General features: G+C 60.5%; 25 protein-coding genes and 1 tRNA gene. 22 read left to right on the top strand and 4 right to left on the bottom strand.

Annotated features, from left to right (window positions below; translation table 11 throughout):
• Nucleotides 1–125: 125 nt before the first annotated feature.
• Both Q0D31_RS01580 and bamE read right to left on the bottom strand, forming a co-directional pair.
• Complete coding sequence (locus Q0D31_RS01580; RefSeq protein WP_291843268.1) at nt 126–1,130, bottom strand: tripartite tricarboxylate transporter substrate binding protein; 1,005 nt, start codon at nt 1,128–1,130, stop codon at nt 126–128.
• 113 nt (nt 1,131–1,243) lie between these two features.
• On the bottom strand, nt 1,244–1,729 hold the full coding sequence (gene bamE / locus Q0D31_RS01575) for an outer membrane protein assembly factor BamE (protein WP_291843259.1): 486 nt from the start codon (nt 1,727–1,729) through the stop codon (nt 1,244–1,246).
• Nucleotides 1,730–1,851: 122 nt separating this feature from the next.
• Here bamE and Q0D31_RS01570 point away from each other — a divergent pair, with 122 nt between their 5' ends.
• The 12 genes from Q0D31_RS01570 (at nt 1,852) to Q0D31_RS01515 (ending at nt 11,388) form a co-directional block, all read left to right on the top strand.
• Nucleotides 1,852–2,403 (top strand): ubiquinol-cytochrome C chaperone family protein, encoded by a 552-nt coding sequence (locus Q0D31_RS01570; RefSeq protein WP_291843249.1) that lies wholly within the window; start codon nt 1,852–1,854, stop codon nt 2,401–2,403.
• Nucleotides 2,400–2,987, top strand: coding sequence for a DUF177 domain-containing protein (locus tag Q0D31_RS01565; RefSeq protein WP_291843240.1), 588 nt, complete (start codon nt 2,400–2,402; stop codon nt 2,985–2,987). The genes Q0D31_RS01570 and Q0D31_RS01565 overlap by 4 nt, the downstream gene beginning before the upstream one ends.
• A 301-nt stretch (nt 2,988–3,288) precedes the next feature.
• A complete protein-coding gene (gene plsX / locus Q0D31_RS01560; protein ID WP_291843231.1) occupies nt 3,289–4,350 on the top strand; it encodes a phosphate acyltransferase PlsX in 1,062 nt (353 codons plus the stop codon).
• On the top strand, nt 4,347–5,324 hold the full coding sequence (locus Q0D31_RS01555; protein ID WP_291843208.1) for a beta-ketoacyl-ACP synthase III: 978 nt from the start codon (nt 4,347–4,349) through the stop codon (nt 5,322–5,324). The genes plsX and Q0D31_RS01555 overlap by 4 nt, the downstream gene beginning before the upstream one ends.
• Nucleotides 5,325–5,454: 130 nt before the next feature.
• Nucleotides 5,455–5,784 carry an integration host factor subunit alpha gene (locus tag Q0D31_RS01550; RefSeq protein ID WP_291843198.1) on the top strand — a complete coding sequence of 110 codons (330 nt, stop codon included), beginning with the start codon at nt 5,455–5,457 and terminating at the stop codon, nt 5,782–5,784.
• A 70-nt stretch (nt 5,785–5,854) separates the two neighbouring features.
• On the top strand, nt 5,855–6,418 hold the full coding sequence (locus Q0D31_RS01545) for a MerR family transcriptional regulator (protein WP_291843190.1): 564 nt from the start codon (nt 5,855–5,857) through the stop codon (nt 6,416–6,418).
• Between the two features lie 85 nt (nt 6,419–6,503).
• Nucleotides 6,504–6,581 (top strand) — tRNA-Pro (locus Q0D31_RS01540).
• An 88-nt stretch (nt 6,582–6,669) separates the two neighbouring features.
• Nucleotides 6,670–7,545: a DUF3800 domain-containing protein gene (locus Q0D31_RS01535; protein ID WP_291843180.1), complete on the top strand. Its 876-nt coding sequence runs from the start codon at nt 6,670–6,672 to the stop codon at nt 7,543–7,545.
• A 456-nt stretch (nt 7,546–8,001) separates the two neighbouring features.
• Nucleotides 8,002–8,268 (top strand): hypothetical protein, encoded by a 267-nt coding sequence (locus Q0D31_RS01530; protein WP_291843171.1) that lies wholly within the window; start codon nt 8,002–8,004, stop codon nt 8,266–8,268.
• 104 nt (nt 8,269–8,372) lie between these two features.
• The gene (locus Q0D31_RS01525; RefSeq protein ID WP_291843160.1) at nt 8,373–8,951 is read left to right on the top strand and encodes a sigma factor; all 579 of its coding nucleotides are present in this window, start codon (nt 8,373–8,375) and stop codon (nt 8,949–8,951) included.
• A 2-nt stretch (nt 8,952–8,953) separates the two neighbouring features.
• Entirely contained in the window at nt 8,954–9,151 is a 198-nt protein-coding gene (locus Q0D31_RS01520) for a hypothetical protein (RefSeq protein ID WP_291843134.1), read from the top strand.
• Nucleotides 9,148–11,388 carry an AAA family ATPase gene (locus tag Q0D31_RS01515; RefSeq protein ID WP_291843125.1) on the top strand — a complete coding sequence of 747 codons (2,241 nt, stop codon included), beginning with the start codon at nt 9,148–9,150 and terminating at the stop codon, nt 11,386–11,388. Before Q0D31_RS01520 ends, Q0D31_RS01515 begins: the two co-directional genes overlap by 4 nt.
• A 96-nt stretch (nt 11,389–11,484) precedes the next feature.
• Here Q0D31_RS01515 and Q0D31_RS01510 read toward each other — a convergent pair whose 3' ends face one another.
• The gene (locus Q0D31_RS01510) at nt 11,485–11,658 is read right to left on the bottom strand and encodes a hypothetical protein (protein ID WP_291843115.1); all 174 of its coding nucleotides are present in this window, start codon (nt 11,656–11,658) and stop codon (nt 11,485–11,487) included.
• Nucleotides 11,659–12,423: 765 nt separating this feature from the next.
• Here Q0D31_RS01510 and Q0D31_RS01505 point away from each other — a divergent pair.
• Genes Q0D31_RS01505 through Q0D31_RS01495 form a run of 3 tightly spaced genes read left to right on the top strand, consistent with a single transcriptional unit; the run spans nt 12,424 to nt 13,308 of the window.
• Nucleotides 12,424–12,729, top strand: coding sequence for a hypothetical protein (locus Q0D31_RS01505; protein WP_291843106.1), 306 nt, complete (start codon nt 12,424–12,426; stop codon nt 12,727–12,729).
• A gap of 5 nt (nt 12,730–12,734) precedes the next feature.
• A complete protein-coding gene (locus Q0D31_RS01500) occupies nt 12,735–13,079 on the top strand; it encodes a hypothetical protein (RefSeq protein ID WP_291843093.1) in 345 nt (114 codons plus the stop codon).
• The gene (locus tag Q0D31_RS01495; RefSeq protein WP_291843077.1) at nt 13,072–13,308 is read left to right on the top strand and encodes a hypothetical protein; all 237 of its coding nucleotides are present in this window, start codon (nt 13,072–13,074) and stop codon (nt 13,306–13,308) included. The genes Q0D31_RS01500 and Q0D31_RS01495 overlap by 8 nt, the downstream gene beginning before the upstream one ends.
• A 36-nt stretch (nt 13,309–13,344) precedes the next feature.
• On the opposite strand, the gene Q0D31_RS01490 is transcribed toward Q0D31_RS01495, so the two are convergent.
• Entirely contained in the window at nt 13,345–13,542 is a 198-nt protein-coding gene (locus Q0D31_RS01490; protein ID WP_291843063.1) for a hypothetical protein, read from the bottom strand.
• A 73-nt stretch (nt 13,543–13,615) separates the two neighbouring features.
• Here Q0D31_RS01490 and Q0D31_RS01485 point away from each other — a divergent pair, with 73 nt between their 5' ends.
• The 7 genes from Q0D31_RS01485 to Q0D31_RS01455 all read left to right on the top strand — a co-directional run bounded on the left by Q0D31_RS01485 (nt 13,616) and on the right by Q0D31_RS01455 (nt 20,114).
• Complete coding sequence (locus Q0D31_RS01485; RefSeq protein ID WP_291843050.1) at nt 13,616–14,215, top strand: hypothetical protein; 600 nt, start codon at nt 13,616–13,618, stop codon at nt 14,213–14,215.
• A gap of 226 nt (nt 14,216–14,441) precedes the next feature.
• Complete coding sequence (locus tag Q0D31_RS01480) at nt 14,442–14,966, top strand: hypothetical protein (protein ID WP_291843040.1); 525 nt, start codon at nt 14,442–14,444, stop codon at nt 14,964–14,966.
• Complete coding sequence (locus Q0D31_RS01475) at nt 14,963–16,750, top strand: terminase gpA endonuclease subunit (protein WP_291843031.1); 1,788 nt, start codon at nt 14,963–14,965, stop codon at nt 16,748–16,750. The genes Q0D31_RS01480 and Q0D31_RS01475 overlap by 4 nt, the downstream gene beginning before the upstream one ends.
• 14 nt (nt 16,751–16,764) lie before the next feature.
• Complete coding sequence (locus Q0D31_RS01470) at nt 16,765–17,112, top strand: hypothetical protein (protein ID WP_291843017.1); 348 nt, start codon at nt 16,765–16,767, stop codon at nt 17,110–17,112.
• A gap of 182 nt (nt 17,113–17,294) precedes the next feature.
• Nucleotides 17,295–18,833, top strand: a complete 1,539-nt coding sequence (locus Q0D31_RS01465) for a phage portal protein (protein ID WP_291843008.1) — start codon at nt 17,295–17,297, stop codon at nt 18,831–18,833.
• Between the two features lie 282 nt (nt 18,834–19,115).
• Entirely contained in the window at nt 19,116–19,763 is a 648-nt protein-coding gene (locus Q0D31_RS01460) for a hypothetical protein (protein ID WP_291843000.1), read from the top strand.
• A gap of 15 nt (nt 19,764–19,778) precedes the next feature.
• On the top strand, nt 19,779–20,114 hold the full coding sequence (locus tag Q0D31_RS01455) for a phage tail assembly protein (RefSeq protein ID WP_291842992.1): 336 nt from the start codon (nt 19,779–19,781) through the stop codon (nt 20,112–20,114).
• Nucleotide 20,115 lies beyond the last annotated feature (1 nt).

Here is a 20,115-nt window from a genome sequence, read left to right as displayed (position 1 = left end):
GGCTGGACTCACACCGTCATTGCGAGCGGAGCGACTGGTCCGCCGTAGCTCAAAGAGCGAAGGCGGAAGCAATCCATCTCAACGCAAGTGGATAGAGTGGATTTTTCTCGCAATGACGGAGACCCTCAGTTCACGTCCATCTGCAGGCCTTCCTGCTTGATGATGGTGGCGAATTTTGTCGTCTCCGCCTGCACGAACTCGGAAAACTGCTGCGGCGTTGTCCAGTCAGCGGTCGCGCCCATCTTGGCGATGGTGCTCTTGATGTCGTCGCGCGCCAGCATCGCCTTGATCTCCTTGTTCAGCGCCTCCACGACAGGAGTGGGGGCGGCCTTCGGCAGGAATATGCCGAACCAGGACGAGACGTCGAACTTCGCCAGTTCGGGCGCGCTCTCCCGCATCGTCGGGACGTTGGGCGCCAATGCGCTGCGCTGGGGCGTGGTGACGGCGAGCGCGGTGAGCTTGCCTGCTTCCGTCTGCGGCAGCGTCGGGTAGAGGTTGTCGAACAGGATCTGGATATCGCCAGCCAGCGCCGCCTGCAGCGCCGGACCGGCGCCGCGGAACGGCACATGCACCATCTTCAAGCCGGTGAGTTGCAGGAACCAGGCGGCGGTGAGGTGGGGGCTCTGTCCGACGCCGGAGGAGGCGTAGGTCAGCTTGTCCGGATTGGCCTTGATGTAGGCGATCAACTCCCCGATCGTCTTGATGCCGGTGGAGGGATGCGCCGACACGATGTTCGGAATCCGGATCATGTTGCTGACCGGCTGCAGCTGGTCGGACTTGTAGGTCATGTTGCGGAAGATGCTGTAGGCGATCGCGTTGGGGCCGGGATTGCCGACCAGGATGACGTGGCCGTCAGCCTTGGCGCGTACGACTTCGGCGGCGCCGATGGTGCCGCCGCCGCCGGAGCGGTTCTCCACAACCGCGGACTGGCCCCAGGCGCTCTGCAGATGCGCCGCCAGCAGCCGACCCATCACATCGGTGCTGCCTCCGGGTGCGGCCGGCACGATCAGCCGGACGGTCTCGGTCGGCCGCCAGTCGGCGCCGAGGCTCGACCGTGGCAGGATGGCCGCGGCTGAAACGGCTGCGGCGCCGGTCAACACTCGGCGTCGAGAAAGGATTCTGATGGTCACGAGTTCGCTCCTTGTTTGGTGGTTTCTTGGCCAGAGACCGTAGGCAGCACGCGCCCGCAGGGCAAGCGGACGACTTGGCGCAGGTTTTCCGTTTTGCGGAAAAGGGCTAAACGCTAGTTAAAGCTGAGCAGCTTGAACAGCGGCGTCAGGTAGCTGAGTTCCTGGCCTGACGTCGGCGTGGTGCGGCTGATGAAATCGAAGATCTTGCCGTCCTGCAACCCGTAATTGGCGAGCCGCTGCACCTGGCGGTTCTTGTCGAAATAGATCGCAATCACGCGCTGATCGACCACCTGCTGGTTCATGAAGGCGACTTTGCGCTCGGAGCGCTGCGAGATGTAGTAGAACACCTCGCCGCTCAGGGTGGCGACCGTCGAGGGCGTGCCCATCACGATCAGAACCTGGTCCTGGCTGGCGCCGATCGGAATCTGCTCCAGTGCGTTCGGCGGCAGGATGTAGCCCTTCTGGAACTGCTCGCCGGTGCAGCCGCCGAGCGCCGCGCAGACCAGTACTGCGGCCGCCGCCGCCTTGAAACCGCGCCAGCGTGCGATCAGGCGGCGCCGCAAGGGGACACCTGCGTCAGGGTTGCTCGTCGCGGTCATTCTGGAAATTCGCCCGTCCTCTTGCATCGCGCGGTGGCTTGACGTACCGGGCAGCACACAGGATTGCAACAGCGGCGGGCGCCTCTCACGGAAACCCTCAAAGCTCGCTTGTGGAACCCATAATGCTCTGGCCGTTCAACCACTTCAGGAAACCCCAGACGCCGATGCGCGGCACCATCGAGGCCATCTATGGCATGATCGTGACGCAAGCGCGAGAACCGCTGTTTTATCGGGCGTTTGGAGTTCCCGACACGGTTAACGGCCGTTTCGACCTGATTTTGCTGCATCTATGGCTGGTGCTGCGACGGCTGAAATCGGTCGCTGACGGCGCGGCGCTGTCGCAGGCGCTGTTCGACCATTTCTGCAACGATATGGACGACAATCTCCGCGAGATGGGCGTCGGTGACCTCACCGTTCCGAAGCGGATGCAGGCCTTCGGCGAGGCCTTCTATGGCCGCACCGCGGCCTACGACCTCGCGCTCACCGAGGGCGGGGAGGCGCTGGCGCAGGCGCTCTGCAAGAATGTCCTCAATGGTGCGAATATTGAAAAGGCGCGCCGGCTTGCGGCCTATGCCGAGGAAGCGATGGTGGCATTGGACCGGCTCGACGAGGCGACGCTGTTGGGCGGTTCGGGCAGATTTCCCGTGCCGAAAAACGCGGGTATGCGGCCATGAGCAAGACGGTCACGCCAGATAAGCCGGACCCGTGGCGGGTCCCCATTGCGGTGGCGCAGGTGCCGGAGACGGGGCTGCATCGCGACATCGTGGCCGGTCAAGCGGTGTGCGATGCGGTGGCCGAGGTCGGCGGCCTGCGCGCGGTGCGTTCGGTGGAAGCTTCGTTTGACGTAACGCCGAAGGGCGGCGGCCGTTTCCATGTCGGCGGTCGCGTGCGCGCGCGGATCGCGCAGACCTGCGTTGTGACGCTGGAGCCGATGGAGACCGACATCGACGAACCGATCGATCTGGTGTTTGCGCCGCCGGAGCAAATTCCGCAAATGGCCACGCTGGTCGATGAGGCATCGCAGGGCGATGGCCAGACGCCCGACCCGCCGGAGCCGATCGAGAACGGCGCCATCGACCTCGGCAGGCTGGCGACCGACGCACTGTACCTTGGGGTGGATCCCTATCCGCGCAAGCCCAACGCGGTTTTCCAGCCGTTGGTCGAAGCCCCCGATCCCGAGGATCACCCGTTTGCCGCGCTAAAGGCGCTCAAGGTCCGGCCCAAGAAAACCGGCGCAAAGAAGCCCAAAGGCAAGTGATTGCAGGGCGAAAATCGATGCCGACGACGAATTCCGGCTGATGTGGTTCTAATGTCTCACCGGGAATCGTGTATAAGACTCTGACTCGTATGGTCTAATATCCTCCGCGATTTCGCGCGGCGTGCGGTTCGACCCGCAAAAGACCGTGGTCAAGAGGTTGTGTCGGGACGGGGACAGGCTATTGTCGCGGCCCGGCGGAGACGCAGCGTTGTGTTTTGCCGAGCACTGTCTTCAGCGGTGCCTTTCCAGTACGCGGCCGGGCTCTTCGAGGGCCGCAAGAGATCAGGTTTCCGGGACGTTCATGCCTCAAAAGGTTCGAATTGCGCTTGACGCCATGGGTGGCGATGTCGGCGCCTCGGTCGTCATTCCCGGCGCCGCGATTGCCTTGAAGCGGCATCCCGACTCTGAATTTCTGATGTATGGCGACAGCAAGCTGATCGACGAGCAGCTTGCCAAATATCCGGCGCTGAAGGCCGCCTCGCGCGTGGTCCACACCGACGTCACCGTCAGCATGCACGAGAAGCCGAGCCAGGCGCTGCGCCGCGGCCGCAAGAGTTCGTCGATGTGGCTTGCGATCGATGCCGTGAAAAAAGGCGAGGCCCATGTCGCGGTTTCCGCAGGCAATACCGGCGCCCTGATGGCGATGGCGCGCTTCCATCTGCACACGATGTCCGGGATCGATCGCCCGGCCATCGCCGGCGTCTGGCCCACGGCACGAGGCGATTCCGTCGTGCTCGACCTCGGCGCCAGCATCGGCGGCGACGCCCACCATCTGGTGTCGCTGGCGGTCATGGGTAGCGCGATGGCGAGCGTGCTGTTTGGCCTCAAGCGTCCGACCGTCGGGTTGCTCAATATCGGGGTCGAGGAGGTCAAGGGTGGCGAGGAAATCCGCAAGGCTGCGGAACAGCTGCGCGCGATGAACCTGCCGGAACTCGACTATATCGGGTTCGTCGAGGGCGACGGGATCGGCCTCGGTGCTGCCGACGTGATCGTGTCGGAAGGTTTCAGCGGCAACATCGCGCTGAAGGCTGCCGAAGGGACCGCGCGCCAGATGGCCGACTTCCTGCGCAACGCCATGGCCAGCAGCTGGCTTTCGCGGATCGGCTATCTGTTCGCCCGCAGCGCGTTCAAGGCGCTGCGCGAGAAGCTCGATCCCAATAAATCCAATGGTGGTGTGCTGCTCGGGCTGAAAGGCGTGGTTGTGAAGAGCCATGGCGGAACCAGTGCTGAAGGCTTTGCCTATGCGGTCGATGTTGGCTATGAGATGGTCCGCTGCGATCTCCTCACCAAGATCAATCAGATGCTCAATCGCGACGGCAGTGCGCTGGCTCAGGCGCAGACCGCGCAGGAGGCTGTCACGTGACTGCGAAACGTTCGGTCGTGCTGGGCTGCGGCTCCTATCTGCCGCAAAAAGTGCTCACCAATGCCGAACTGGCGACTCGACTGGATACTTCGGACGAGTGGATCGTGCAACGCACCGGCATCCGGCAGCGCCACATCGCCGCCGAAGGTGAATACACCTCGCATCTGGCGATCAACGCCGCGCGCGCGGCACTGGAACACGCCGGTATCGAGGCGCAGGCGATCGACCTGATCGTGCTGGCGACCTCGACGCCGGACAATACTTTTCCGGCAACCGCCGTCGCCGTGCAGAACGGGCTCGGTATCCATCACGGCGCCGCCTTCGATCTGCAGGCCGTGTGCTCCGGTTTCGTGTTCGCGCTCGCAACCGCGGATAATTTCCTTCGCGCCGGCACCAGCAAGCGCGCGCTGGTGATCGGCGCCGAGACCTTTTCGCGCATTCTCGACTGGAACGACCGCGGCACCTGCGTGCTGTTCGGTGATGGCGCCGGCGCCGTCGTGCTGGAGGCGCAGGATCAGCCAGGCGCGCCTTCCGACCGCGGAGTGCTGACGACGCATCTGCGTTCCGACGGCCGGCACAAGGCGAAGCTCTATGTCGATGGCGGCCCGTCCACGACCCAGACCGTGGGGCATCTGCGGATGGAAGGCCGCGAGGTGTTCAAGCACGCGGTCGGCATGATCACCGACGTGATCGTCGATGCATTCGAGGCCACCGGCGCGACGGCCGAGGATATCGACTGGTTCATCCCGCATCAGGCCAACAAGCGGATCATCGATGCTTCGGCGCACAAGCTGCATATTGCACCGCAGAAGGTGGTGCTGACGGTCGATTTGCACGGCAATACGTCGGCCGCCTCGATTCCGCTCGCGTTGGCGGTCGCGGTGAGGGATGGACGGGTGAAGAAGGGCGATCTGGTGCTGTTCGAAGCCATGGGCGGCGGCTTCACCTGGGGCTCCGCGCTCGTTCGCTGGTAGCGCAGCACGAAAATACCGGCGAAAATTGTAGGCCTGTTTCATGCCCATGCATGATGGTCGCTGTTGACCATTGCCTGCTAACCTCATAATTTCAGGGAATAAATTGTTCGCCGACAGTGCGGGGCAGGCGATGACCGGGACCGGAAAAACAGTCACACGCGTCGATTTGTGCGAGGCGGTCTACCAGAAGGTGGGCCTGTCGCGGACGGAGTCGTCGGCGTTCGTCGAACTTGTCTTGAAAGAAATCACCGATTGCCTGGAGAAGGGCGAGACGGTGAAGCTGTCGTCGTTCGGCTCGTTCATGGTGCGCAAGAAGGGTCAGCGTATCGGACGCAACCCGAAGACCGGAACCGAGGTGCCGATCTCGCCGCGTCGGGTGATGGTGTTCAAGCCTTCCGCGATCCTGAAGCAGCGGATCAACGGCCATGCGCCGGGCAACGGCAAGATCGAGCCTGAATAGAACGACCCGAGTTGATTCCAGCGTGCCCGCGTAAATCGTCTTCACCAACTGGATGAGAAGGAGCGAGCATTTGGACAAGGCGCCGGATGCGTTCCGCACGATCAGCGAAGTCGCGGAGGAACTCGACATTCCCCAGCACGTGCTGCGGTTCTGGGAGACGCGGTTCGCCCAGATCAAGCCGATGAAGCGCAGCGGCGGGCGGCGCTACTACCGTCCGGACGATGTCGATCTGCTCAGAGGTATCCGTCGCCTGCTCTATGGCGAGGGCTACACCATTCGCGGCGTGCAGCGGATCCTCAAGGAGCACGGCATCAAGTCGGTGCAGGGTCTCGCCGACCAGACCTCGGCCGTCAGCTTCGGCGCGGTCGAGGAGGCGATCGGTCTCAGCCTGCAGGAGCCCGAGGAGGGCGAGACGCCGACCGTCGATGTCGATGACGAGGACTTCGAGACCGATGGCGAGGAAAAGGAGATCGACTACCGCTTTGTCGATACCGACGAGGACGGCATCCTGCTGCCGTTGGCCAAGGCCAAACCCGGTCCGGTCGCCGGACCCGACCGCGAACGACTCGAACGGGTGCTGCAGGAACTGGTTGCCTGCCGGCAATTGCTGGACAGCGCGCTGAAGGAAGGCTGAGGGCCGGGAACCGGGCTCTCGCCGGGCTCGATCAGCGGGATCGCCGCCTTGCGCCGGCCCTTGATCGCAGCTAATGGAACGGCATCGGAGCGTGGCGCAGCCCGGTTAGCGCACTAGTCTGGGAGACTAGGGGTCGGAGGTTCAAATCCTCTCGCTCCGACCAAATAAATCAAAGACTTAGCCGGAAGTCAAAATATCAGAATCCTAGTCAGGGAAACGCTGGGGAAACATCCGCCTCGGCGATAAGGGCCATGTCCGATTTCGTCAATTTTTACATGGATGATTCCGGGACGCGTCATCCTGATCACGAGCCGGGCAAGCGAGCAAAGCACAACTACGATTGGTTTGCGCTCGGCGGCGTCCTCGTCAGAAAAGACGACGAAGAAATCGCCCGTGACATGCACGAAGCATTCTGCCGAAAGTGGGGCCTTACTGATCCGATCCACTCGGTAGAGGTTAGAGCAAGGACAAAGAGCTTTTTGTGGCTGGAGCGACGGCCGCAACGCGACAAGGATATTTTCTACGAGGACCTCTACCAGCTGATGAACGCGACGCCGGTGGTCGGGCTGGCCTGCGTTATTGATAGGCCCGGCTACAATGCCCGGTACCGAGAGAAATACGGGAGGCAACGTTGGTCGCTTTGCAAGAGTGCCTTCACAATCAGTGTCGAACGTGCTGCGAAATTCGCAAGGGCTCAGAACTGTCGCCTCCGCGTGTTGCCAGAGCGTTGCAATAAACCTGAAGATCGCGTGTTGAAGAGTTACTACGAGGACCTAAAGAAAATCGGTCCGCCATTTGATCCGAACACCTCAGAGAAATACCGACCTCTTTCACCTGGGGAGTTTTCCGAAACCCTGCTCGAATTTGCCCCAAAGATGAAATCGCATCCGATGGCGCAGCTTGCTGACCTCTTCCTCTGGCCAATGTGCATGGGTGGATACAACCCGGATTGCCGACCCTACGAGCGGCTCAAATCAGACGGGAAGTTGATCGAATGTCGACTGCCCGAGGCGGATTGGCCGAGCCTCGGTACGAAGTACTACTGCTTTGATGAAGCCGCGCAGACCCCAGAAAATAGAAACCCCGCCGAAGCGGGGTCGGCCACACACGGTGACCTCGGGGCATAGCCCGCATAAACAATGCTGATTCCGGCTTAATGTTTCAATACCTGGCATCGTAACTTTATTGCTTTGTACGGGTGCGTACAGACATATTACAACCTGAATGTTGTTCGAAAGGCCTCCAAACCGGGGGGGGGCAATTTAACCCGGATAAATTACGAAATACCTCTTTCCAGTAGTTGAAAATTGACCCCTCGATTTGATAATTAAACGGAAGACGCGGGAAGGCGCGAAACGGAAAGAATCTTTCGGCATTTACTTATCAAGCGGCCCGCGAACGGAACGTAGCGGCGCGCAGGCGAGACGGAGTCTCAGCGTACTCTTCTCGCCTATCGGGGGCTGCCCGCCTCGGACCCGCGCAAGCGGGTTGCTACCAGCTCGCACGCTGACGTTACAGGCCCCGTTCGGCGGGGGCGATTCCTCTGAACCAAACCACTCATTCCTTTCAGAGGGACGCACGCTATGCCCAAGACTATCCAAGTCACAACTACGCCCGCCCGCTGCAAACGTCCGCACGTCTCTTTGCCGCCTGACTTCAACGATCCGGCCGCCCAGGACAAGCTAGCGGACGTGCATGTATTCGCAGCCGCGCTCGATACAGGCGTCTCGACGCTCTACAAATTCATTGCGGATGGTCGGATCGAAAAGCCGACGAAGATCGGCCGGGCGAGCAAGTGGCCGCTTCGATACATTCGACGCATCGCCGCTGAAGGCATTGCCGCAGCATAAGCGCGGCTCAACTCTCTCACCATTCAAACAGCACACCCCGCAGTCCCGGCAAACGCGCACCATCGCGGACGAGACCGCGCTACGAAACAACCTTGGGGCCAAAAATGTCCAGCAACCATCAGCGCGCGGAGCCCGCGCGCGAGACGAACCATCCTACTGATACCTTCATGGGCGACTTGCTCGCCGCTAGGCCTGCGCTCCGCCGATATGCTCTCCATCTTTGCGGCGGCAATCACGACGACGCAGACGACCTGCTACAGGACACCATGCACCACGCCATCAAGGGTCAGCAAGGCTTCGAACGTGGTTCGTGTATGATCGCGTGGTTGAAGGTGATCGCGAAGCGCACCCGCTGGGCGACCGTGAAACGCGATCTCGTCAAGGTCGATAACGACCGTGACGGCAAGCCAATCTTTAAAAGCCGAATTGAGTTCACGGATCGGCCCAATTACGCCGATCACATCGAGGCGGACTGCAAACCCGATGACAGGAAAATCGAGCGCGCCGTTTTTGCGGCAATAACCAAGAAGTTGAATCCGCTCATCGCTGCCATGCTGAGACGTTCAATCAACGGCGAGACTATGGAAGCGCTGGCCGAGCGGTTCGGCCTCCCGCTCAACACAGTCAAATCCCATTTGCGGCGCGGGCGCGCGCAGCTCGTGGCCGTCTCTGGAGGCATCTAGTCATGACCGTAATACAAAACGGTACGGCCACAGCGATCATCCGTGGTGCCGATCAAACCTTTACGCTTATCGTTCCCGCCAGCTTCGATCCAGCGACCAACGCCGTCGTGATTGAGGACATACACCGCCAGACCATCGCCATGACGTTCATGGCCGCTGGGGTTGATGAGGCGACGTTTGAGTTTGAGGCATCGAAGTGAGCAAATCTAACGTCATTGCGTTGCCGGTAGACAACACGAAGGCCCGCCGACTCACGAATCTGGAACACGCGAAACTCCTGATTAAGACAGGCCTCTATATCTTTCCGTCGTCGGGAAAGACGCCGTTGATTCCGCGTTTCAATAAGATTGACACCGAGATCACGCCCGAAGAGCGCGAAGCAGCCATCGAAGCGTTCGAGGCCGAGAACGGTAAGCCCCCGATTCATGTGGGCGCGACTAAGGACCCTGAGGTTCTCAGAAAGATGTTCAAGGGCCACCAGGATTGCGTGTGGTCGATTGCTTGCGGCCCGAGCAAGCTCGTCGTGATCGACGCCGACTCGAAGGACAACGGCCCCGAGCTGATCGGCAAGCACTTTGAAGAGCACGGTCTACCCGAAGGGTGCGTCGTCGTGCCTACACAGAGCGGCGGCTTGCACTACATTTTCAAGGACCCCGAAGGCAAGTTCACCAATGCGGCAGGCGCGCTCAAGAAGAGCTACGGCTGCGACGTGCGCGGCAAGAATGGCCAGTATGTCAGCCCTGGCTCAATCCGCGAGGATGGCAAGGCATACGGCACGCGCAAAGACTTGATCGCGTTCCTGCAAGCGTACACGCAGGGCAAGCTACCCGAGCTGCCGGACCATGTAGCTGAGCTGATCGGCGAGCAAAGTGAGTACAACGACGCCGAAAACGTCGCGCCCTCGAAAGAGCGCGAGGTCATCAACTCGTTGGACGGTGCTGAGTGGGAGAAACACGAAAACGACTTCGACCCCGATGTCGGAAATTACGACCTCGAACAGCTCAAGGCTGAGAATGCCGAGTTCAAAGAGCTATACGAGAACTATGGTCCCGACTGCTCGGCCAACCGCTTCCTGGGTGCGCGCCACATCATGCGGGAATGGCCCGGCATTCCGGCGCCTGCGCTGTCTATGTTCTTCTCTAACTGGCCCGGCGCTGGCGTTTGGACAGACGAAAAGCCGAAGTCCGGCGAGTACGACAATCGCCAGATCGCGCGTGAGTGGCTGAAGAACCAAGGCCTATCCAAACCGTCCTCCGGTGAGGCGTTCGGTGCCGTCGTCGACGAAGACCCGGCCGAGAGTAACACGGCGAGGCGCGCTAATCATATCAGTCTGACCGATCTGCTGGCGGAGCCGGAAACCTACACGCGATGGATCGTAAAGCACTTCATCGCCTTCAACACGACCATCATAGCGGCCGGTCTGTGGGGCTCCGGCAAAACGGCCGTGTATCTCGATATCGCGCTTCACATCGCTCATGGCCTGCCGTGGCGCGGTCGAAAGGTTGAGAAGGGAATCGTAGTGTACGCCGCGTTGGAGAACCCTCGCGACGTTCAATCCCGTGTTCGCGCGTGGTGCAAACGTAACCGGAATGACGTTCAGTTCGAAGATAGCTTCGTTCTGTTTAGGGGCAACTGCTCACTCTTCGACTCGCGCGACAAGGCAACTAAGGACGAACAGCGCATTATCAAGTTGGCTAACGACACCGCAAAGAAACTCGACTTGCCGGTCGCGATGATCATAATTGATACCGTCAGTCAGGCTATCCTGCCCGGCAGTGATCGCGAGCACGGCAGCCTGTTCGTCAGCTCTATGCAGCGCATCGCCGACGCGACAGGGGCCAACGTCACGGCGTTGCACCACCCGACCAAGCAGGGGGATGAGGTGCGGGGCGACGGCGCATTCCAAGGCAACACGGACGGCGTTGTGCTTTTGAAGCGAGATACGAAGACCGGGCTGGGCACCATCAAGGCGTCAGCACAGAAATTCCGAGTCGGCGATCCGCGAAAGGTCGCTTTCGGCTACAAGCTTGAGCCGGTCATCGTCGGCAAGGATGAAGACGGCGAGGATATCGGCGTTGTGGTGGCTGTCGGGACGGCTGACGTGTCGTGGAATGTCGACGACGTGGCAGACGGGCAGGACGTTCCGCCGCCGCCCGACACTCCGACTGATCGGCCAGCGGCGATCCTCAGCGTCATCCGCGAGCGGGTTGAGATGATTGCGAGCAACACGGGCGATCCGGTCGACGGAATCGCGTTGCAGGCGGGCGACGTGCTGAAGCTCTGGAATGACCGCCGCAAGCAATGCGGACTGCCGGACATAACGGACCCGGCCATTTGTTCGCGCCTGCTGGCGAAGTTGGTCGAAGCCGGTGAGCTTGTACGCGTCGGGGAGAATAAGCGGTCGACGGCTTATAGGCTGCCAGCCGGAAAGCCCTGATAGCTCTAGACGCCCGGTCGGAAAACGGCCGGGCGTTTTGCTGTCAGCCTGCCCTGGGGGCCTAGAACGCCGTTTGTCGGAGAGCCTTTGAGTCCCTCAGAGGCCGAGTTCCCCATCATGACGAATCATGCGCGGCGGATCACCCGCATGATCGTTTGCATGATGGGAACCCGGCAGCCCGCATGATTGCCGCATGATTGTTGCATGATTATTATGTAGAAAAATCAATATCTTGTCTGAAGGCGCATGATCCGTCATGATCGCTTGCATGATCATTTCCCATCAATCATGCCGCCGTTCCCGTGTCTATGTAGACACGGGGGCGCATGATGGTCGCATGATGGGGTTGGAGGGCTGAAAGCCCAAACGACAACTCTATCGCTTATCGGCAGTAGCGAGAAGCGACGGGATGCGATCTTCCGCCCGTACGCACTCAGCATCGGCCGTGACGCCAGTAGTAATGGCCTCGCAAACGCCGGTCGCGATGGGCCCCACAACGGCACCCGTGGCGGCCCCAACCGCCGCGCCGCGTCGACCTCCTACCGCACCGATCTTCAACTACGGCCGACCTTCGTCACTTGCGGCACGCGGTGCAGGCGATCCAATTATTTTGCTCCTTCTGCAACTTTCGCGCCTGGCGATCCCATAAGGTATATGCAGGCACGTCTCGGACGGGCGTGCATCTCTCAAAACAGCGCGCGGCCTGTCCCATCGAATCCGCGTCCACGTCAACCTGAAAAGGGGTTGGCACGTCTCTGCGAAATCGAGCGCAGGACCGACTTGGCTGCCTCCCTCATACCGTCCGGTTCGATCCCGGTGTCATGAGATGCGCTATGTCCCCGCGAGGGGGAGCCCACGGGTAGGAACCCAGACTGCGCACGCGCGGCTTGGGGAGACGACCTGCCCGCACCCCGTTCATTCAGGGTGCTCACTTATTTCATTTAGAGAGTGCACCACGTCGACAGGGACGTGCCAGCACACACCACGACGACACGGGCGCGCGACGCCCAGCCCGCAAGACAGGACACAACACCCATGACGACAACCGCCGCCAAGGGCGATGACACCATTTCTCTACAGGCACTTCTCGAAATGCAGATTGACGCCCGGCTAAACCGCGCAGCCAACGCCGCTGAAGACGCAGCCAAAGCGCTGAGACGGATCGCCGACGCGGTCGAAACCTTCAACGCGCTGTTCGCGTCCGTTATCGGAGTTGGGAAAACAACTTGTTACGGCGAAAACGGGGCCGACTTCGGACCGCCAGTCAACTTTATTCGGTCCGGCCGAGGCAACGGCGTTTTCGCGTGTGACGCTGACAATTCATCTGACGATGAGGAATGACACCAATGACACCGACGATTAGCGATTTGCCGCCCTGGGAGCGCACGTTGCTGCGGCAGGTTCGCGACGCGCAAGCGAACGAAGGCGCGCTCTACCGCCAACTCTGCGCGGGTTGGGATCGGGCTGCCGAAAGACAATCGCAGCCGGTGACGGCGCGCCGCGTTCAGGCGACGAAGCGCGAAGCCGTAGCACGATTCACTGACATCGTTTACGCGTTCGCATCCGCCGTGCTCGCGGCTCCGCACGATTACACAGCGCACGCCGTCAACTACGCCACCGGCCTGCTTAACGAGGCGGTCGACTATGTGAAAGCCGAGCAGGCCGCGACGAAGGCTTCCGACAATGTCTAACGCGTCAACACTGCACCGGCTTGCCAGCGACTTCACGCAAGGCCGCCCGCTACCCGCGCGTATCGGCTCCACGCCGCTGATTACTTGGTTGACCTCGCTGAGCGGGGATAAACGCGAATGCGGCTTTCCCGACCTCGCAATCCAATTAGGCGTCACGACCGAACGCCCATGGGTCGGCGAGGTTGCCGCCACGTTGCGCTTTAGGCTTGAAGAGCAAGCGGCCGGGTGAGATGGCGCGATCCTAGCCGTACCATCTCGATTGGCGTTAGCGCTGATGGCCTAGGCCAATACCAAGCTGAGACGCTTTCACGCGCAATGCACCGATGGTGCGCTTGGTCTCTTTGGAAATCTTTTCGATGGGCGTCTTGGCCTTCGAGTGTTTCCGTAGGGTCTTCACATCGCTTGCAGTCCACTCACGACGAGCGGGTCTCTTCTTCTTGGCAGGCACGCTCAACAGCTCCATTCAATTCTAACGAGGCGGCGCTGTTAGCATCGCTCGCAGACTTGAACAACTTACAAATTGGGAAGATCACAACATGCTGACCGTCAAGCTCGATACGAGCAAGATGACGAAATGGGCAGAGGAACTTTCTGCCCGTGGCTTGCGTAACGCCTTACGTCGCGCTGTTGATCAGTCGGCACGTCAGGCCCGCAAGCAAACTATCCAGGCTATCGCCGACGACATCGGCGTGAGTAAGGCCAAGATCAGGGCCGCGACGCCCAAGGTTGTCACCACGAAAGCCGGTGATCTTGCCGCACGTTGGACCGTGACGAAGATGCGTATCGGCATCCGCAACGTCGCAGGCGCTAAGATCACGATGGGGCAGGGTTTGGTGGCTCGAACACATAGGCTCGGCGGCGGCGGTTCGGCTTCGTTGAGAGTCAAGCGGGCGTTCGCAGTGACCAAGAACGGCAACGAGTTTGTTGCCTACCGAACCGGCAGCAAACGCTTCCCGATTAAGACGATCTACGCTGAGCATCCTGGCACCGCGCTCGGCCAAGAAGGTGCACCCCCGCAGACGAAGTGGAAAGACGTTGCGAACCGCGAGTTGAACACACGCCTCAGCGTCGAGATCGGTAAGCAATTGGTCGCTGAGGGCCTCGGGCCGCACACGCCTGACACTGCGGGCGACTGAGTTAACGGAACGTGCGGCGTGTCTCAGTTCCGCGCCGACACTAGCGCGCCGCGCGGCATTAGGGGTGTGGCGTGGCGCGCGCCCCATTCACGGGCGTCAAATCGACGTGCGGACACTCGCATAGCAGATTCAATGGGTCCTAAGCGGCACCCGCGCACACCTCAGCGGGTGGCACCTTCGTGCTTTTTCCTAAAAACAATCGACTTTTCAATAGCAGAGAACACGCATGGGCAGATCAAAGGGCGTAATTCGCCGACTTGCGGACGAAACGGGCCTGGATCAAGCCACGATCCGCAGGGCGCTCGCGACAGCCGCCATGAGCGAGCAGTCTTGCGAGGCTGATTTCGCCAAGGCCGTCGAGATCGTGAACGCGAACGCCGACCCGGCGCGCGTTGCGGGACACGCCGCGAACGGGCGAGGCGAGGGCAGTACGACTACAGCAACGAACACGCTCGCCGAAGCGCGTGCCCGCGCAGAACAGATGCGCGCTCGAAAGCTCGAATTGGAGAATGCCAAGGCGGAAGGCAAGCTAATCGACCGGGCCGATGTAACTGACACCGTTACTGCGGTCATCGCGAGTGCTCGCACGGCTTGCCTCGCCCTGGGCGTTCGATGCGCGCCGAAACTTGTTGGCTTGAATGACCCGAAGCAAATCGCGCGCACGATAGAGACAGAGATGCGCCGTATTCTAGAGGACCTCGCGGATGACGTGGCGTTCTTTACGCAAAGAGAAGAGGACGCTCTGTCGTGATTGACGGCGACTTGGCGCAGGTCGCGCTGCGAGCGTTTGCGCCGCCGCCGATCATCCTGCCGTCGGATTTCGTGCAAGCTGAACTTCGATTGCCCGCCAGTTCAAATGCAATTCCGGGAAGGCTAGTCCTCAGCACATTTCAAAAGGAGATTGTTGACTCCATCGTCGACGACGGTGTGACCTATATCGTGCTGATGCTCGCCAGCCAGATAGGGAAGAGTTTGGCGGTCGACTCGCAAATGCTTTCGATGATTGCGACACTACCGGGGCCGTTTCTGCATGTAAGTCCCGACAGTAAGTCGGCCGAGAAGCTCGTGAGAACGCGAATTGATCCGCTCATAGCGGCGTCGCCGATGCTTCGCAAGATCGTTGGGCGCGGACCCGACACGAGGAAAGGGCACAGCGGCGGGACAAATTCTCTGACCGCCAAAAGTTTCAGCGGCGGCTCTTTGGATTTTGTTTCGAGCTATCAGCCGAGCGAGCTGGCGGCCCGCAGCGTGCGCTGCGTCTGGATGGACGAAATAGATCGGTTCAATCCCAGTGCAGGAAAAGAGGGCGACCCGGTCCTGTTGGCCGCTCAGCGAACGGAGCGTTTTGTACTGTCCGGCCGAAAGATCGTCTTGGTAAGCACGCCGACGACACTACAAAGCCGCATCGCGTCCTGGTACGAACGGGGGGATAAGAGAAAATTCTTTATCGAATGCCCCCACTGCAAGCACAGCGCGCCGATCACCTTCGAGCAGCTTCACTATGAGAAAGGCAAGCCGGAGACGGCGGCGCTCACGTGCGGGGCGTGTGGGGTTGTTCACTCCGAAACGTCCCGCCTGAAGATGCTTGCGACCGGCAAATGGATCGCCACGGCCGTGGGCGAGAAGGGCATTCGAAGTTACCAAATGCCAGCGCTGGGGTCCGAACACATTTCGCTTGAGAGTGTGGCCCGGAAGTGGGAGGCGGCGACTACAGCGGAAGCCAAACAGGTCTTCTACAACGTGGTGCTTGCCGAACCGTTCGACTCGTCAATCGAATATTCCATGAGTTCACTAGAACTCCGGGAGCGATCCGAACCGATCAAGTCCCCGTACTCTCGCGATATCCAGTTCGTCACCGCTGGCGTGGACGTGCAGGACTCCTGGTTGGAGGTTCAATTCATTGGGCACCATGCGAACGAAATAACTACCATTCTGAATCATCACAGGCTCGATGGTGACACTTTTTCGAAAGCAGTGTGGGGACAATTGGCCGAACTGATTGGCCAATCATTTCCGCTCGAAGATGGCCGAAAGCTGCCGGTCGCTGTGACGGCGGTCGACAGCGGGCACCGGCCGGACGCCGTGATTGACTTCGTGTTCAGTCAAATCGGCAAGCAACGGCGCGTCGTCGCGGTGAAGGGCGTTGCGGGTTTCAATCGGCCGTTCATTGACAGGGGCGGCAGGCTGAAAAAGCGGCTCGGCTTGTATCTTGTCGGCGTCGACAGCGTGAAAGCGTCCCTCTACAGCCGGATGCGCAGGCTTGAGTATGGTCCCGGATTCATCCACGTGCCGGACCACTTGCCCGACGAGTTCTACACGGGACTCGCCTCTGAAGCGCTCGAAACCACGTACGTGCACGGTTTTCCCCGCTACCGATTTAAGAAAATCGTTCAACGGAACGAGGTCCTGGATGCCTGCACTTATGGACATGCAGTCGCGGGGCTTGTCGACCGACGAATAATCAACGCTCCGGCCAAGCCGGAACAATCCATCAAAGAGCTGGCTGCGCGACTGCACGCCGCTCACAACAACTGAGGAGTCTCTAAGACATGACCACTAAACCCGTAGCAGGGGACATCAACGCCGCCGTACTGAGCGAGCGCCTGCGTGTCTCGGCCATCCTGGAATCGGCTGAAGGCAAGCGTAACCCCGCAATGGCGACCGAGTTGGCGCTCCGAACGTCGCTCGATGTTGACACGGCTCGGGGCCTGCTTGCGAAAGCGCCAGCCGCCAATCCGTATCTCGCCGCGTTGGACCGCGAAACCGTAGTGAACATGAGTGCGGCTACGGCGGACTTCAGCGCGCCCGATCCGAAGGCGGCGCGCCTACAAGAGATCAGAGAGAACGTGGCGAGCTTCAACTCGGCGCGGGGCTACACCAAGCCGAGCAAGGGCTAACGCAGATGGGATTTGCAGATTGGTTTCGGCGGGGTATCTCGCCGGACGAACTTGCCGTGTCGCCGATAAGCGAACCGGCCCGGGACGTTGGACGCTCAGTCTCTCAGTCTGACAGCGCGCTTGCGCCGATAGACGGCACGTCCAGCGCGCAGATGGGGTTCCGAGACAGCACGAGCGGAGATATGCCTAGCCTGACCTGGGCGAGCTACTCTGCGCCAATTGTCTCGGGCGGTTACTTTGGATACGCGCCCGGATCGGAAGTCAGCCGAGAGCGTTCCGTTGCGGCTGCCGTGACGGCAGACATGCTCACAAGCGACCCCACAATTGCTAGCCTCGTTGAACAGTTTGCAGTTTACTCAATTGGGAACGGACTCACGCTCTCGTCGCGCCCGGATCACACGGCGCTCGGCATCACGCCCGAAACCGCGCGCGAGCTGGCAGGCAAGATTGAGCGCGCATGGTTGTCGTGGTCAGCGAACCCTGTTGAGTGTGACGCGGCCGGGCGGCACACGTTACCGCAACTCATCACTGCGGCCTTCAAGAGCTGGTTGGTTACCGGAGAGATTGTTGCAGTTCTGAATACGTTACCCGTTTCGGGCGCTCGGACCAGAACGAAGCTATCACTGCTCGACAGCCGACAGCTTGACCAGAGCATAACCCGAACGGGCGACAACGGCGCGTCGATCTTGAACGGTGTGCAGTTTGACGGAAACGGGAGGGTGCAAGGCTACTGGATTCGTAGGCCTGTGCTCGGCAGCATCAATAGCGCGCCGCAGGCTTTGTACGTGGCATCTCGCACGAGCTGGGGGCGTCCCCTTGCGGTGCACATTTTTGACTACCTGATGCCGGGACAGGTGAGAGGCGTTAGTCCTCTGATCGCAAGCCTAACCAGCGCACGGGCCAAGGCAATTTTAACCGAGTACGGGTTGGCGGCAGCTTTAATCGGCACAATGCTTGCAGCGACCGTAGAGTCGGATTTGCCCAACGCAGCGGCGCTCGGCGGGGTCAACACGGGAGAGGCTCTCGGCGCATTTAACGGAGCGTCGATAGCGGATATCGTCAAAACCCGAGGTGAGTTTTACTCCGGCGCGCCAAAAATATCCATGAGTCCCGGGACCGTCGCACACTTGCACCCTGGCGATTCTTTGAAACTTACGAAATCCGAAGCACCCAACGGCACCTTCGAAGCGTTTAACGCAGCCCTTTCGCGTACCGCTGCAAAAAGCGCAGGGTCCAGTGCTGAAGATTTGTCCGGAGACTTTTCCAAGACCAGCTTCTCAGCTTCTCGGCTGGCGAACGAGTTGCCTTGGCGGATCAATCTTCGCAGGCGTTCAGCCATCGCGGAGCCTCTATATCGCGCGGTGTTTGTGGCGTGGCTGGAGGAGATGTTCGAGACCCAACGAATCGAACTTCCCACTGGGGCTCCGACGTTCTTGGAGGCCGCAGAAGCCTACAGCGCTAGTCTGTGGCGAGGTTCTGCCAAGCCCGTCGCCGACGTGTACAAGCAAACGCAGAGTGACGTACTCCGCTTGGAGCACGGCCTAGCGACGTATTCCGAAATTCTCGGAGAGAACGGGAAGGATTTCGAATCACACTTGGTGGATCGGGCTTCCGAAAAGAAGCAGATCGAAGCCGCTGGATTTGTTTACCCCACGCCGAAGGCGGTTCTGGCCTACGAGGTGGCAAACGCTGTCGCGGAAGAGAGCGATAAGGATCAATGACATGACGAGCAACTGCACACCGTCGGGGGTCACTCCGATGGTAGACGACCCTTGCGCAATGCTCGGCGCATTGCGCGCCGCGCTCTATCAGCTCATGGCCGGGCAGGCCAAAGCTGTAGTCCGCAATAACGATCAGTGGATCGAGTTCCAGCGAGGTGACGCCGCGATGTTGAAAGCGGAAGTACGTCGCTTGGAGCTTCTATGTTCGCCGGGAGGCGGGCAAGCGCGAGCCGCGCGCGTCGTCGGTTCGCATCACTACTCACATCGAAATCGGGGGCTCATATGAGCAACACCAAACTAGACATCGAGGTGTCAACCATGGACCTGAGCATGTACGCCGAGGATGGGAAGCGTCTCTTGCGCGAGTTGGAGGACCGGCGCAGTGGCGTCTCCACTCCGGGCGCGCCGAGCGTAGCGCCTGTCAGCTCACCGGCCATCCGGGCTTGGCGTTCGGCAATCTTCAATTCACCAGAAGCGAAAGGCCGCGACGATGCGACCGTTGAGTTAGTGGTGAAGCATTCACCTCAAACTCTATCCGTCGACGACGCGCGCGCATTTCTGCGCGGGCTTCCCCTCGAAACATCCGAACCACCGAAGGCACCCAAAGTGACCAAGACCAACGAAGACCCGCGCGCCGCGCGGAAAGCCGAGCTTGCAGCCAGCATGGCGTCATTCAACGAGGGCAGGGGGTACGCCGCTCAGCGACAAACGCCCACAACCGGAGCGCCTACGCTTACCGGCATCGAACCCGCGAAGTTGAAACGGCTCGCGGAGCTGCGGCTGAATGCGCTTGAAACCGGCCAAGCCCATCGCGTCGGCGATGAAGCAAAAAAGCTGCGTTACGCGCTGCAAGTGCACGACCAGACCGGCTTGCCGCTCGCCAACGTCTTCGCTCAGCTCGGCGTCGACACTTCCAAAATCGTTCGCTAACTGAGGACTGCCACCATGGCACCCGTTACCCACACCTTCAAACTCTCCGCGCCGCTCCAGACGCACGACGGGGAACTCACCGAGCTGAAGCTCAAAGAGCCGAAAGCAAGGTTGGCCGTTAAGTTCGCCGACCCGTTCCAAATCCGGCCGATGAAGGATCGCGACGACCAGCTCGAATACGTGTTCAACAACCCGGCCGTGAGTCAATACGCATCAGAGATGTCGGGCGTTGACGAACTGATATTGGCCGAGTTGTCCGTTGGCGACTTCTATCGCCTCCGGCAGGAAATCGCGAACATCATCCTGGGAGTTGTCCCCGATAAGGACCCTTCCGAGCAGCCCGTCGCCTGAT

Origin of the sequence: Bradyrhizobium sp., assembly GCF_022844465.1 — a bacterium.
Taxonomy (GTDB): Bacteria; Pseudomonadota; Alphaproteobacteria; order Rhizobiales; family Xanthobacteraceae; genus Bradyrhizobium.
Note: the sequence above shows the minus strand (reverse complement) of the source record. Positions and strands in the feature narration are given on the sequence as shown.